Source organism: Bradyrhizobium sp. UFLA06-06, from assembly GCF_054820065.1.
The window spans coordinates 1-13,466 of record NZ_JADFUD010000007.1 but is presented as its reverse complement, the minus strand read 5'-3'; the positions used below and the strand labels follow the sequence as shown (position 1 = coordinate 13,466).

Here is a 13,466-nt window from a genome sequence, read left to right as displayed (position 1 = left end):
CCCTCGCCTACTCGGCAGCCTGCAGCTGCTGCGGCGGATTTTCCTTCGCCACCATGCGGTCGATGACGCGCCGCGCCCACATTGCACCGGCGTCGATGTTGAGATTGTAGAACACCCGGTCCGGATTCTCGTCCATCGCCCGCTGCTGCGCCTCCAGGATGATCTCGTCCTCATGGAAGATGCCGGCGACGCCGTCGCGAATTTCCGAGGTCAGCCGCTGCTCGGTGATGCGGTGATTGCGGACGAAGGCCCAGAAATAATGGCAGGTCTTCTCGGTCTCGGGCGTGATCGTGTTCAGCACATAGCCGTTGACGCCCTGCGAACGATCGCCCTCCGGGGCGCCCGAACCGGCCGGCGCGACGCCGACGTCGATGTTGACGGTGCACGGCGCTTCGAAGCGGATAATCTGCCAGCGGTCGACCGGTCCCGGCTTCTGCAGCTGCCTGGCCCAGAACGGCGGCGCCTCGATGCCCTTCATCCAGCGCGTCACGGTGACCGTCTTCTCGCCATGGGTGACGTCGAACGGCGCCTCGGCGACCGCATCATTGCCGATGCTCGAGCCGTGCACGAAGGTCTCGTGCGTCAGGTCCATCAGATTGTCGACGACGAGGCGATAGTCGCATTTGACGTGAATGGTCTTGCCGTCGCCTGCCCAGGCCGGATCGTGGTTCCAGTGCATGTCGGGCACCAGCGCGGGATCGGCGAGCGCAGGATCTCCCATCCAGAGCCAGATGAAGCGGTGGCGCTCGACGACGGGATAGGCGCGCACGCAGGCCGACGGGTTGATCGTCTCCTGCGAGGGCATGAAGGTGCAGCGGCCCTGCGCATTGTATTTCAGGCCGTGATAGCCGCAGACCACGGCATCGCCATCGAGCCGGCCCTTGGAGAGCGGTACGAGGCGATGCCAGCAGGCATCCTCCAGCGCCACCACCTCGCCGTCGCCCGTCCGGTACATCACGACATGCTTGCCGCAGATCGTCCGAGGCAACAGCGCGTGCTTGATCTCGGCATCCCAGCCGGCCGCGTACCACGCGTTCATTGGAAAGGGTTTTGGCACTGGATCCTCCCTAATGCATCCTACCTGTATACATAAAATGCCAGAAAGAGGCAATATCCAGCGATAATGGCCGAAATTGACGCCACATGGTATACATCGACGCGAAGCCAAAAAATCGATTTTCGATTGACGGCCACAAGACCGTCGGCCAGTCTGCCGGCCATGAACATCGGGTTGAGTTTTCGCGAGGGCTTGGCCGGCGACGGGCCGCGAAGCCTGACATCGGCGGTCCAGGAGCGGCTGCGGGCCGACATCCTGTCGACGCGGCTGCTTCCCGGCCAGAAGCTGCACATCGCCGGCCTCGCCAAGCAATTCTCGGTCAGCCTTGCCGCCGTGCGCGAGGCGCTGTCGCGGCTGGTGGCTGACGGATTGGTACAAGCCTCGGATCAGCGCGGCTTCCGCGTCTGTCCGGTCTCGCTCGCCGACCTTGCCGATGTCACGCAGACACGGATCGACATCGAGGGACTTGCGCTGCGGCGCTCGATCGAGCGTGGCGACGAGGCCTGGCTGTCCTCGGTCGCGGCGGCCTGGGACGCGCTGAAGGCCGTGCCCTATCGGTTTCCCGACGATCCCACCGTGCATTACGAGGAATGGGTGGTCCGCCACCGCATCTTCCATCGCGCGCTGGTCAATGCCTGTGGCTCACAATGGCTGCTCGGCTTCCGCGACGTGCTGCACGAGCAGAGCGAGCGCTATCGGCGGCTTTCGATCCGACGCGAGGTCGGCCGGCCGCGCGACGTCGAAGCCGAGCATGCCGCGATCGTGGACGCTGTATTCGCGCGCGATGCGGATGCGGCGGTTCGCGCTTTGTCGGTGCATTTCAGCACCACCATGGAATTCGTCGAGCTCGCCGCTCCGCGCATTGCGGAGGTCAACACCACCACCTGATTCTGCGGCACGAGACGCGCCGAAAAACAACAACAATCGATATCCGGGAGAAACAGAACCATGAACATCACGCGCCGCTGTGCGCTGGCAACCCTGATCGCCACCACCTTGCTGGCCGGCCCCGCCTTCGCGGCGGACACGATCCGCGTCGGCTTGCCCACCAAGACCTATTGGCCGACCACGATCGCCGAGACCGCCGTGCGGCAAAAGCTGTTCGAGAAGGAAGGCATCAAGGCCGAGCTGACGATCTATCGCAGCGGCGCCGAGACCTTCGAGGGCATGGCCGCGGGAGCAGCCGACATCATCCTCGATCCGCCGTCGCTGGTGTCCGCCGGCCGCAAGAAGGGCGTGATGTCGCGGATCGTCGCCAATGCCGCGATGGGCAATTTCGGCTGGCAGTTGATGGTGCCGGCCAAATCGACGCTCGAGGTCAAGGATCTCAACGGCAAGAAGGTCGGGATCACCGCAGCAGGGTCCGGTTCGGACCTGCTGGCGCTGTGGACCATCCAAAACAGGAAGATCGACTTCACCCGCGTGCCGGTCGGCGGCGGCGGCCTGGTGCCGAACCTGCTCGCCGGCAATGTCGACGCCGCCGTGGTCTATTCGCCGCTCAGCTTCCAGGTCGCCAGGTCGGGCGAGGCGAAGACCATCCTCGACTACGCGACCGCGGCGCCGCCGAACCTCACAGCAGGCTGGATCGTGCTCGACAAGTTCGCCGAAGCCAAGCCGGAGGTGGTCCAGAAGGCCGTCAATGCGCTCTATGGCGCGCTGCAATTCATGCGCGCCAACCGCGACGTCACCGTGAAGCTGATCGCCGACCTCTACGAGATGCCGGCCGAGATCGCCGCGATGGAATATGACAACACCATCATGAAGCTGGAGACCGACGGCAACATGGGCGCGGCCAATGTGCCGGCAGCGGTGCAGCTGTCGCTCGATCTGGCCAAGCTTGGCGGATTGAAGGACATCGTTCCGGTCGAGGATGTGATCTCGACCAAGTTCAAGCCGGTTCCGACCAAGCCATAACATGCAGGCCACTCTGACCATCAAGCTCGCGCGGGTCGCGATCGTGGTCGCGATCTTCGCGCTGTGGGAGATCCTGTCGCGGGCCGGGCTCGTCAATCCGCGCCTGTTGCCGTCGGCATCGGACACGCTCGTGACGCTCGGCGACCTCCTGCAACGGTCGAGCGTCCGGACCGACCTTCTGGTGACCGCGACCGAGGTGCTGACCGCCTTCGCGCTGGCGGTGCCGATGGGGGCACTGATCGGGTTCCTGATCGCGGAGAACCGCTATTTTGCCGATGTCGCAAAGCCGCTGCTGTTCTTCGCCTTCAGCATCCCGAAATCGATCTTCCTGCCGATGTTCATCCTGGTGTTCGGCGTCGGTTTCGCCCAGAAGGTCGGCTTCGGCTTCTTCTCGACCATCTTCATCGTGATCATGTCGACCACGACGGCGGTGGAATCGGTCAAGGTCGAGCACCTGATGGTGGCCCGCTCCTATGGCGCGACGCGCACGCAGACCGCGTTCCGCGTCTATCTGCCGAGCATGCTGCCGGTGCTGCTGGAAGCGCTGCGGATCTCGATGATCTTCAACCTCACCGGCGTCATCCTCGCCGAGATGTACGCCTCGCGCGACGGCATCGGCCACCAGATCGCGACCTGGGGCGAGAATTTCCAGATGAAGCAGCTGCTCGCCGGCGTCGTGATGGTCGCCGCGATCGCCATGACCTTCAATGAACTGATCAGATGGGTGGAAACACGATGCAGCCATTGGCGAACGTGACACCGTTGAAGCCCGCCTCGCGCGCCGGCGCGATCGAGGTCAGGAATGTTGGCCAGGTGTTCCGGACCAAGACCCAGGACGTCATCGCGCTGGAAGACGTCTCGCTCGACATCAAGCCGGGGCGCTTCGTCGTGCTGGTCGGCCCGAGCGGATGCGGCAAGTCCACGCTGCTGATGATGATGGCCGGGCTGCGCGCGCAGACCTCGGGCACCATCACCATCAACGGCGCGCCGATCCCGCAGCCCGATCCGAACCGCGTCGGCGTCGTGTTCCAGGAAGCGAGCCTGTTTCCGTGGCTGACCGCCGAAGACAATGTCGAGTTTCCGCTGGCGCTGCGCGGCGTCGCCAAGGCGGAGCGCCGGGCCAAGGCGCAGGACGCGCTCAAGCTGGTCGGCCTCGAAGGCTTCGGCAAACGCCACCCGCACGAACTGTCGGGCGGCATGAAGCAGCGCGTCTCGATCGCGCGCGGCCTGGTGCAGGATCCGCCCGTGCTGTTGATGGACGAGCCGTTCGCCGCGCTCGACGAGCAGACCCGGATGACGATGGGCGACGAGCTGCTGCGCATCTGGGCCGCGACCGGCAAGACGGTCGTGTTCGTCACCCACAGCCTGACCGAGGCGGTCTACCTCGCCGACGAGGTGATCGTGATGTCGCCGCGGCCCGGACGCATCGTCGACCAGCTGCAGGTCAATTTGCCGCGGCCGCGGACCTACGAGATGTTGAGCGGTGACGCCTTCGGCGCGCTGCGCGACCGCATCTGGCGGCACATCCGCAAATCGGCGTGAGACCATGATGAGCGCGAAAACCCTTCGCCATCTGATCATCATCGGCCTGCTCCTGCTGTGGGAGCTGTTGCCGCGCACCGGGCTGATCCCCGAACTGTTCCTGCCGTCGCTGTCGTCCACCCTGCTCGCCGGCTGGAACGAGGCCGCCGAATATGGCCATGCGCTGGCGGTGACGCTTTACGAGGTCGCGGTCTCGATGGCGTTCGCCTGCGGCGGCGGCATCCTGCTCGGCGCCATCGTCGGCAGCCTGCCGCGCCCGCGTCTTCTGATCATGCCGATGGTCTCGAGCCTCTATGCGGTCCCGCTCGTGATCCTCTATCCGGTGTTCACCGTGTGGCTCGGCATCGGCTCGGAGTCCAAGATCGCCTTCGCCTCGATCTACGGTTTCCTGCCGACCATGCTGGCGACCGCCGCCGGGATCCAGACCATCGACCCGCAACTGCTGCTCGCCGCCCGCAGCATGGGCGCGACGCTGAGCCAGCGATTAGTCCGCGTCATCATTCCCGCCGCGATCCCGACCGTGCTGTCGGGCCTGCGGGTCGGCGGCGCGCTCGTCATCGTCGGTGTGGTGGTCTCGGAGATGCTGATCTCCTCGGCCGGGATCGGCTACCTGATCTCGCGCTACCGCACCATTCTCGACAGCCCGCACGTGTTCGCCGGCGTGCTGCTGGTGTTGTTCATGGCGATTGCCTTCAACACCGCGATCCGCTGGGTCGAGCGCAAGGCCGCGATCTGGCAGACCGGGACGCGCGCCGGCCAGAGCGCCGCCGACGAGGTCGGCCCCGGCGCGATGCAGCCGGCGACGTAAGGGGATCGCGACGTGTTCGACCTCACCTTGACGTTCGACAACGGACCCGAGCCCGATGTCACCCCGCTTGTGCTCGATATCCTCGGCGAGCGCGGCATCAAGACCACGTTCTTCGTGATCGGCGAGAAGCTCGCCGACCCCGCGCGCCGCCGCCTCGCTGCCCGCGCGCGTGACGAAGGCCACTGGATCGGCAATCACACCTATACGCACAGCAACCCGCTCGGCGAGCAGCCCGGTGCCGACACGGCACAACGCGAGATCGGCCGGACCGAGGCCGCGATCGGCGAGCTCGCCCATCCCGACCGCTGGTTCCGGCCGTTCGGCGGCGGCGGCAATCTGGACGGCCGGCTGCTGAAGCCATCGGTGGTCGATTATCTCGTGCACAACAAGCACAGCTGCGTGCTCTGGAACGCGATCCCGCACGACTGGGACGATCCCGACGGCTGGACCGAGCGCGCGCTCGCGCAATGCCGCGCACAGCCATGGACGCTATTGGTGCTGCATGACCTGCCGACCGGCGCGATGATGCATCTCGATCGGTTCCTCGATCGCGTCGAGGCGATCGGCGCCCGCTTCCGTCAGGACTTTCCGCCGCCATGCGTGCCGATCCGCAACGGCGAGATCGCACTTCCCATCCAGGCCTATGTTTCCTCCATCGAAGAGAGTGAGAGACCATGAAGATCGCAAGTTTCAAGGCGGCGGGCACCGCGAGCTATGGCATCGTGACCGATGCGGGCGTGATCGACGCCGGCAAGCGGCTGAAGGCGTACCCGACGCTGAAGGCGCTGCTGACGACGGGTTCGCTGGATGAACTGAAGAAGCTGCAGGGCGAGCGCGCCGATCACGCGCTCAGGGATCTCGAGCTGCTGCCGACCGTACCCGATCCCGACAAAATCTTCTGCATCGGCGTCAATTATGCGACGCATCTCGCCGAGAGCGGCCATCCGACGCCGCCGCATCCGATGATCTTCACCCGCTTCGCCAACAGCCAGGTCGGCGCCGGCCAGCCGATGATCCGGCCGCTGGAATCCGAGCGCTTCGACTATGAAGGCGAAATGGCCGTCATCATCGGCAAGGGCGGTCGCCGCATCGCGGGCGAGGCCGCGCTCGGCCATGTCGCGGGCTATGCCTGCTACAATGACGGCAGCATCCGCGACTGGCAGCGTCACACCTCGCAATTCGCGCCCGGCAAGAATTTCGTCGGCACCGGCGGCTTCGGCCCGTGGATGGTGACGACCGACGAGCTCCCCGACATCAGCGAGCAGCACATCGCAACCCGCCTCAATGGCGTCGAGGTGCAGACCGCGCCGATCTCGGACCTCGTGTTCGACGTCGCGACCCTGATCGCCTATTGCTCGACCTTCACCGAGCTGGTGCCGGGTGACGTCATCGTCACCGGCACCACCGGCGGGGTCGGCGCCTACCGCACGCCGCCGCTGTGGATGAAGGATGGCGACGTCGTCGAGGTCGAGGTTACCGGCATCGGCGTGCTGCGCAATCCCGTGAAAGATGAAACCGCGGCAAGCGCAACGCGCGCGGCTTGATCCGGCCGCGCAACGACAAGAAGGAGGACATCATGAACCTGCCCAGGCATCTGCTGCCGACCACCGTCGTCGGCAGCTATCCGCAGCCGGAATGGCTGGTCGATCGCGCCATGCTGTCGAAGTCGGTGCCGCGCACCCGCATGCACGCGATGTGGCGCCTGCCGGCCGAGCATCTGGAAGAGGCGCAGGACGACGCGACCGTCGTGGCGATCCGGGACATGGAGCGCGCCGGCATCGACATCGTGACCGATGGCGAAATCCGCCGCGAGAGCTACTCGAACCGGTTCGCCACCGCCCTCGAGGGTGTCGATGCCGACAATCCCGCAATGATCACGGCACGCACCGGCAACACGCAGACGCCGGTGCCGCGCGTGGTCGGTCCGGTGAAGCGCAAGGGACCGGTCGAGCTGCACGACATGCAATTCCTGCGCAGGAACACCGACCGTGCCGCCAAGATCACTTTGCCCGGCCCGTTCACGATGAGCCAGCAGGCCAGAAACGAGTTCTACAAGGACGACGAGGAGCTCGCGATGGCCTTCGCCGAGGCCGTCAATGCCGAGGCTCGCGACCTCGAGAAGGCCGGCGCCGACGTCATCCAGCTCGACGAGCCCTGGGTGCGCAACAATCCGGATCTCGCCAAGCGCTATGCGGTGAAGGCGATCAATCGCGCGCTGCAAGGCATCAGCATCCCGACCGTGGTGCATCTCTGCTTCGGTTATGCCGCGGTGGTGCCCGGCTCGACCAAGCCGGCCGGCTATTCGTTCCTTGCCGAGCTCGACGACACCATCGCCGATCAGATTTCGATCGAGGCGGCACAGCCGAAGCTCGATCTCGGCGTGCTCAAGGATCTCTCCTCGAAAAAGATCATGCTCGGCGTGCTCGACCTCGGCAATCCCGAGATCGAACCTGCCGCCGTCGTCGCCGATCGCATTCGCAACGGCCTGAAGCATGTGCCGGCGGAACGGCTGGTGATCGCGCCGGACTGCGGCATGAAATACATGCCGCGGCACGTTGCGTTCGGAAAACTGAAGGCGATGTGCGACGCCGCCGCGACGGTCCGGAAAGAGATCGGCTAGAGCGTTTTCGAGCGAAGTGGATACCGGTTCGCGTGAAGAAAACGCGTCAAAACAAGAATCTAGAGCCCCGTTCCGATTCCATCGGAACGGGAAAAGCTCTAGGCCGCACCCGACGCGGTCAGCGGGTCGTAACCCGGACTCTTCAGGAGCGCATGAAGCTGACGGCGGCGCACACCCATGTTGCCGCCGTCGAACAGGGGATAGGCCATCGCATCCTGGAGCAGGCCGGCGAGCGGACATTGGTGATCGTAGCTCTCGATGCCGACCACACGCATCAAATCGGTGATCACTTTCACCGCGGTCTCCGATCCGAACACCTTGGCGTGCAGTGCGAGCTCGAAGGCACCGGGCGCATTGCTGTCCATGGCGTGACAGGCCTTCCAGCTCAAATAGCGCGCCGCCTCGATCGCCATCTTGGCATCGGCCAGCGCGTAGCCGACCGCCTGGTGCTCGATGATCGGTGTCGCGCCGCCGCGATGCTCGGTCCGGGCGAAGTTCAGCGCATAGTCGAAGGCGGCGCGCATCAGCGCGACGCCGAACACGCCAACCAGCGCAGCGGTGCCCGCAAAACTCATCTCCACCAGTTCGAGGCCGCCGCCGACGCGGCCGAGGACATTGTCCCTGGCCGTCCGCACCTGCTCTAGCCGAAAGCGCGGCGTCAGATGGGCGCGATGGCCCATCAAGTCGGCGGCGCGTTCGAGCACGATGCCCTTGATGCCGCCGGCGGACCGCGGCACCGCAATCACGGAGATCGCGCTGTCGGGCGCAGCCGTGGGATCGGTGCGACAGACCACGCAGATCAGGTCGGCGCCGTTGCCGTCCCAGCCGGTCGCGCTCGACACCCATTGCTTGGCGCCGGTGATGACCCATTCCTCCCCGTCGAGGCGCGCTGCTGTCCGCAAGCCGGTTCCCGGCATCGGCGAGGCAAAGTTCGCGCTGCCGCCCGGCTCGCTGAAGGCGAAGGCGGCAAGCGGCGTGCCGGCACGCTCGAGGAACGGTGCGATGAATGTCCTCTGCTGCGCCGGCGAGCCCGCCAGCATCACCGGCATCAGGCCGAGCAGCGAGCCGAACAGCGTCAGCGAGACGTTGACATCGACGGCCTGAAACTCCTCGGCGACGACGGCCATGTTGAACACACCGGTGCCCTCGCCGCCGAGCGGCGCAGGGATCATCCGGCGCAGGAAACCGGCCTTGACCACCTGTTCGTAGAACGGCCTGGTCGCCGCAAAGCGCTCCGCGGGCGTGGCGAGATGGCGGGTTGCGTCGGCGACGCCTGAAAGCACGGTCCGCGCGAAGCTCCGGGCGGACATCTGCAGCTCGCGTTGTTCTGCGGTCAGGGTGAAATCGATCGGCATGGTCGTCTCTCCTCCAGCGGGTCGAATGTCCGAAGGTGAGGCGCCGGGCCGCCGAAGTCATTGACGCCCCGTCCACGCCGGTTTGGCAAAATGTCCGCCTGACTGGCACGGCAATTGATTGTAAGCTCGTCGCCGGCTTCCGTCTTGGCAGGCAAACTTCGGCACGCGAACATGGGCGCTTCCTGGAATATGCACGATGTCGCACCGGCAGACCGCTTCGCCTATTGGCGCGAAGCGGTGCTGCAGACCTATCTGCCGCTCGAGCCGGAGAAGATCTCGGCCGGAGATTTCGACGGCGCGATCACCAGCATCGGCAGCCCCGCGCTGCCGTTGTCGCGGGTGCAGTCCGTGCCCAACGCCATCCACCGTACGCGGAAGGGAATCGGCAGCTTCCAGGACGGATCGTTCTTCGCCAATCTGCAGATCACGGGCGACGCCGTGGTCGAGCAGCATGGGCAAAAGACGCTGGCGCGGCCCGGCGACATCGTGCTGCTCGACACCAACGAGCCCTTCGCGATGCGGTTCGAGCAGGGCTGCGACCTGATCTGCGCCACGATTCCCGGCGCGCGGCTGCGGCGGCATCTGCAGCAAATGTCCGGCCGGCCGCCGAACGTCATCGCCGGACGCGGCGCGGGCCGTCTCGCCTCCGCCTATCTCGGCGCGCTGCGCGATATCCCCGACGATTTCGCGCTGGTTGACGACCTCGCCGCAAGCCAGCTCGAGGGCCTGCTGGTGCGGGCGACCACCATCGGCGCGCCGACGATCGGATCGACGTCACCGCGCGAGGCGATGCTGCGGCAAATCCAGACCTTCATCCTGGACGAACTGCACAATCCGCAACTCTCCGCGAAATACATCTGCCGGCACCTGAACATTTCGCGCAGCCATTTGTTTGCCGTGCTCGCCGATGCCGGAACGACCCTCGCGGCGCATGTCCGCGATGCGCGGCTCCGCCACAGCCTCAACCAGCTTCGCGACCCCCGATTGACCGATCTTCCGATCGGCGAGATCGCGCTGCGCGTGGGATTCAAGAGCCACGAGAGTTTTGCCCGCGCGTTCCGCCGCGCCTATGGCGCAGCGCCCGGCGCGTTTCGCGCCGGAGGCGAGGAGACACACTGAAGATTCAGGGGCTTGAAGCGCTGCTAGAGCAGGATGATTTTTGGTTGAATCCGCTTGCCGCGATTTCGGTTCACCTCTCCCCATCGGGGAGAGGTCGGATTGCGCCTGGCGATGCGCAGCATCGTCCAGTGCAATCCGGGTGAGGGCTCTTGCTCTCTCGATAGACCGTAACCCCTCACCCGATTTGCTGCGCAAATCGACCTCTCCCAAGGGAGAGGTTTAGCGACGGTACTGGCGCCTACGAGTTCGACGCCGCGCGGGTCGAGGCCGACTGGACATCCTTGATGTTGATGACGACGGCGATGCGCTTGACCGTGCCGCTGCGGTAGGCCTGCAGGAACTTGTCGTAGTGCTTGACCGAGATGCAGCCGTTGGAGTCGCCGTTCGGCCCGAGCATGTAGCTGTGGACCAAAAGGCCGACGCGCCCGAAGGTGTCGCTGCCGTCGACCGGGGTCATGCGCAGCGCGGGCACGCCGTGGAACAGCTTCTCGCGCGGCTTCATCTCATAGATGCCGGGCGGCGTCGCACCGGCGTTGCGGGCAGTCACATGCGCGGGATCGTCGAGCAGATTGCCGAGGCCTGAATGCGCCTCGAACTTGGTACCGTCGGGCATGTACACGATGCGGCCGGTGATGTCGTAGACGGCCGTGGTGCTGTCATAACCGAGCTTGCCGAGATCGGGGCTCGGACCGGACAACAATCCGTCATTCGGATCGAGCGAGGCCAGCTGCATCTTGCCCGGCATCATGTCGGCAATTTTCTGCAGGAACGTCCGGTTGTCGCCCTGCTGCACCGGCGCCTGTGGCGGTGGCGGCTGATCGTTACGTGCAAGCAGATTGGCCTCGGCCGGCCGCGACCGCGGCATCGGCACGGTGGACGTCGTCGCCGTGGTCGTGGCAGCGACGGACGCCGTCGCCGACTGGCTGGTCGGCAGTTCGGTCTGCGTGTCGCGCAGCTGGCCGGCCAGCGCGTCCTCGATCTGGCCGAACTCGGAATTGAAATCGCCGCGGCTCGAACGGAACCCGCGGCGCAGTGGATAATAGAGTGAGGCCGAATTGATCGTGGAGCGAGAGCCGAAGCGATCGTCGAAGTTCAGCGACGCGGTGGTGTTGGCGAGCGCCGGACCGTGAAGCCATGCGGTGGGGTCGATGCCGACCATCCAGGCGGCAAGGCCAGACGACAGGGCAAGCGCGCTCACGGCAAACGCCGTGCTGCCCACCAGAGACATGCCGCGGCTCGACTTACGCCGGGCAGGTTTCGTCGTTCGTTGACCCATCAATCCCCAAGTTCGGTGCTCTGGGGCCTGTTACCCGGCCCACCGGGATTCACCGATCACTCATCATATCAGGGAATTAGAGTAAGGCATAATCGAGACAAAACGGACAACGAGAGGTTTTTTAAACGTTTTTCGGATTGAAAGTGCCAGAGAATCAGCCTTGGGCGGGCTGAATTGACCGAAAAGGTCCCGATTCGGGACGATTTCGGCAGATCAGGCGATCTTTTCTTCCCAGAGGGTGAGCACCGGGACCGGCTTCCCGATGGCGTAACCCTGGGCGTAGTCGACCCCGATCTGGCGCAACTCGTCCAGGATCGCGAGGTTCTCGACGAATTCCGCGACCACCTGCTTCTGCATGATCTTCGCGGTCTTGGTGATCATCTCGACCATCGCCCGATCGACCTTGCTGTTCAGGATCTCCTTCACAAACGAACCGTCGATCTTGATGATGTCGACCGGCAGGTGCTTCAGATAGGCGATCGAGGACATGCCGGTGCCGAAATCGTCGAGCGAGAAGCTGCAGCCGATCTCGCGCAGCCGCGCGATGAACTTCTGCGCCTCGTCGAGGTTCGAGATTGCGCTGGTCTCGGTGATCTCGAAACACACCGATGCCGGCGAAACGTCAAGCTGTGCGAACAGCTCGGCGACGAAGTCGACGAAGTCGCTGTCACCGATGGTGGCGCCGGACAGGTTGATGGCGTAGCTGGCAATCTTGCGCGGCTGGTGCTTGCGCTCGGCGATGATCTCGAAGGCGCGGCGAACCACCCAGCGGTCGATCAGCGGCATCAGCCCGTAGCGTTCGGCGGCGGGTAGGAAACTGCCGGGCGGCACCAGCGCGCCGCTCTCGTCGCGCAAGCGCAGCAAGAGCTCGCGCCGGTCGTTGCCTTTCAGTGCGCCGTTCACCGGGCGGATCTCCTGCTCGTAGAGGCAGAAGCGCTCCTCGTCCAATCCCTTGCGAATGCGATTGACCCAGCTCATCTCGGCAACGCGCACGGCCATGCCGGTGTCGGACGGACGGTGCTCCTGGACGCGGTTGCGTCCCTTGTCCTTGGCAAGGAAACAGGCGACGTCGGCAAGCCGCAACGCGTCCTGCACGCCGGCGCTGTCGGCCAGCCCGACCAGGCCGATGCTCGCGCTGATCCGGAAGCTCGACCCCTCATAGACGAAGTTCGACTGCTCGATCACCGCCCTGATCCGCTCCGCAACGTCGGCCGCGACGTCGTGCGTCGCGGAGCCGTCGTCACGCAGCAGAATACCGAACTCGTCGCCGCCAAGACGCGCGACAAGGCCGCTGCCGCCGACTTCGGCCGCGAGCAGCCTCGCCACCTGCTTCAGCAACCGGTCGCCCGCCATGTGGCCGCAGGTGTCGTTGACGATCTTGAACTGATCAAGATCGATCAGCATCAGGTCGGCGCTCATGGCCGGCGAGCCCAACATCGCCTTGTGCAGTTCGAACTCGAACTGCCGCCGGTTGGCAAGGCCGGTGAGCGCGTCATGCGAGGCAGCCCACGCCAATTCCTCGACCAGCCGCCGCTCGGCGGTCATGTCGTGAATGATCATGACACGGCCCGCCGGTTCTCCGGCATGCACGATCGGGGTCTCGACCACCGAGACCGGCACGCTGGAATGGTCCGGCCGCACCAGGAGCTGCGGCCGGCTGTCGTCGTCAGCGTCGAACGATCCGCGCACCGGCTGCTCGGCAATGTTGAACAGCGACGCCAGCGGCCGTCCCGTCACCTCCTGCCCTGCCGCGATGAGCCGCTGCGCGGCGGCAT

At 65.3% G+C, this 13,466-nt stretch carries 13 protein-coding genes; 9 read left to right on the top strand and 4 right to left on the bottom strand.

All coding sequences use genetic code 11. The features are described 5' to 3' along the window. Positions 1-7: 7 nt before the first annotated feature. Complete coding sequence (locus IF803_RS07955; RefSeq protein WP_461191811.1) at positions 8-1,057, bottom strand: aromatic ring-hydroxylating dioxygenase subunit alpha; 1,050 nt, start codon at positions 1,055-1,057, stop codon at positions 8-10. 126 nt (positions 1,058-1,183) lie between these two features. Here IF803_RS07955 and IF803_RS07950 point away from each other — a divergent pair, with 126 nt between their 5' ends. The 8 genes from IF803_RS07950 to IF803_RS07915 are packed head-to-tail and all read left to right on the top strand — an operon-like array spanning position 1,184 to position 7,941. Beyond that, the gene (locus tag IF803_RS07950; protein WP_461191810.1) at positions 1,184-1,945 is read left to right on the top strand and encodes a GntR family transcriptional regulator; all 762 of its coding nucleotides are present in this window, start codon (positions 1,184-1,186) and stop codon (positions 1,943-1,945) included. A 60-nt stretch (positions 1,946-2,005) separates the two neighbouring features. Continuing rightward, positions 2,006-2,971, top strand: a complete 966-nt coding sequence (locus IF803_RS07945; RefSeq protein ID WP_461191809.1) for an ABC transporter substrate-binding protein — start codon at positions 2,006-2,008, stop codon at positions 2,969-2,971. A gap of 1 nt (position 2,972) precedes the next feature. After that, positions 2,973-3,728, top strand: a complete 756-nt coding sequence (locus IF803_RS07940; protein WP_461191808.1) for an ABC transporter permease — start codon at positions 2,973-2,975, stop codon at positions 3,726-3,728. After that, positions 3,707-4,513, top strand: a complete 807-nt coding sequence (locus IF803_RS07935) for an ABC transporter ATP-binding protein (protein ID WP_411780565.1) — start codon at positions 3,707-3,709, stop codon at positions 4,511-4,513. Before IF803_RS07940 ends, IF803_RS07935 begins: the two co-directional genes overlap by 22 nt. Before the next feature lie 4 nt (positions 4,514-4,517). Then, positions 4,518-5,321 carry an ABC transporter permease gene (locus tag IF803_RS07930; RefSeq protein ID WP_461191807.1) on the top strand — a complete coding sequence of 268 codons (804 nt, stop codon included), beginning with the start codon at positions 4,518-4,520 and terminating at the stop codon, positions 5,319-5,321. A 12-nt stretch (positions 5,322-5,333) separates the two neighbouring features. After that, positions 5,334-5,999 carry a polysaccharide deacetylase family protein gene (locus IF803_RS07925; RefSeq protein ID WP_461191806.1) on the top strand — a complete coding sequence of 222 codons (666 nt, stop codon included), beginning with the start codon at positions 5,334-5,336 and terminating at the stop codon, positions 5,997-5,999. Continuing rightward, the gene (locus IF803_RS07920; RefSeq protein ID WP_461191805.1) at positions 5,996-6,865 is read left to right on the top strand and encodes a fumarylacetoacetate hydrolase family protein; all 870 of its coding nucleotides are present in this window, start codon (positions 5,996-5,998) and stop codon (positions 6,863-6,865) included. Before IF803_RS07925 ends, IF803_RS07920 begins: the two co-directional genes overlap by 4 nt. 32 nt (positions 6,866-6,897) lie before the next feature. After that, positions 6,898-7,941 (top strand): 5-methyltetrahydropteroyltriglutamate--homocysteine methyltransferase, encoded by a 1,044-nt coding sequence (locus IF803_RS07915; protein WP_461191804.1) that lies wholly within the window; start codon positions 6,898-6,900, stop codon positions 7,939-7,941. A 98-nt stretch (positions 7,942-8,039) separates the two neighbouring features. Here IF803_RS07915 and IF803_RS07910 read toward each other — a convergent pair whose 3' ends face one another. Next, positions 8,040-9,296 carry an acyl-CoA dehydrogenase family protein gene (locus IF803_RS07910; RefSeq protein ID WP_461191803.1) on the bottom strand — a complete coding sequence of 419 codons (1,257 nt, stop codon included), beginning with the start codon at positions 9,294-9,296 and terminating at the stop codon, positions 8,040-8,042. Between the two features lie 189 nt (positions 9,297-9,485). Between IF803_RS07910 and IF803_RS07905 the strand changes: the two genes are divergently transcribed. After that, on the top strand, positions 9,486-10,415 hold the full coding sequence (locus tag IF803_RS07905) for an AraC-like ligand-binding domain-containing protein (RefSeq protein WP_461191802.1): 930 nt from the start codon (positions 9,486-9,488) through the stop codon (positions 10,413-10,415). A gap of 238 nt (positions 10,416-10,653) precedes the next feature. On the opposite strand, the gene IF803_RS07900 is transcribed toward IF803_RS07905, so the two are convergent. Continuing rightward, positions 10,654-11,643 carry a DUF2778 domain-containing protein gene (locus IF803_RS07900; RefSeq protein WP_038382459.1) on the bottom strand — a complete coding sequence of 330 codons (990 nt, stop codon included), beginning with the start codon at positions 11,641-11,643 and terminating at the stop codon, positions 10,654-10,656. 261 nt (positions 11,644-11,904) lie between these two features. Further along, on the bottom strand, positions 11,905-13,466 hold a 1,562-nt coding region (locus tag IF803_RS07895; protein WP_461191801.1), incomplete at its 5' end, for a putative bifunctional diguanylate cyclase/phosphodiesterase.

Bases quoted from the DNA above. Each gene is read 5' to 3' on its own strand.
- IF803_RS07945 (WP_461191809.1), top strand. From the start codon at position 2,006: ATGAACATCACGCGCCGCTGTGCGCTGGCAACCCTGATCGCCACCACC.
- IF803_RS07930 (WP_461191807.1), top strand. From the start codon at position 4,518: ATGATGAGCGCGAAAACCCTTCGCCATCTGATCATCATCGGCCTGCTC.
- IF803_RS07900 (WP_038382459.1), bottom strand. From the start codon at position 11,643: ATGTCTCTGGTGGGCAGCACGGCGTTTGCCGTGAGCGCGCTTGCCCTG.
- IF803_RS07915 (WP_461191804.1), top strand. From the start codon at position 6,898: ATGAACCTGCCCAGGCATCTGCTGCCGACCACCGTCGTCGGCAGCTAT.
- IF803_RS07935 (WP_411780565.1), top strand. From the start codon at position 3,707: ATGCAGCCATTGGCGAACGTGACACCGTTGAAGCCCGCCTCGCGCGCC.
- IF803_RS07920 (WP_461191805.1), top strand. From the start codon at position 5,996: ATGAAGATCGCAAGTTTCAAGGCGGCGGGCACCGCGAGCTATGGCATC.
- IF803_RS07910 (WP_461191803.1), bottom strand. From the start codon at position 9,296: ATGCCGATCGATTTCACCCTGACCGCAGAACAACGCGAGCTGCAGATG.
- IF803_RS07940 (WP_461191808.1), top strand. From the start codon at position 2,973: ATGCAGGCCACTCTGACCATCAAGCTCGCGCGGGTCGCGATCGTGGTC.
- IF803_RS07905 (WP_461191802.1), top strand. From the start codon at position 9,486: ATGCACGATGTCGCACCGGCAGACCGCTTCGCCTATTGGCGCGAAGCG.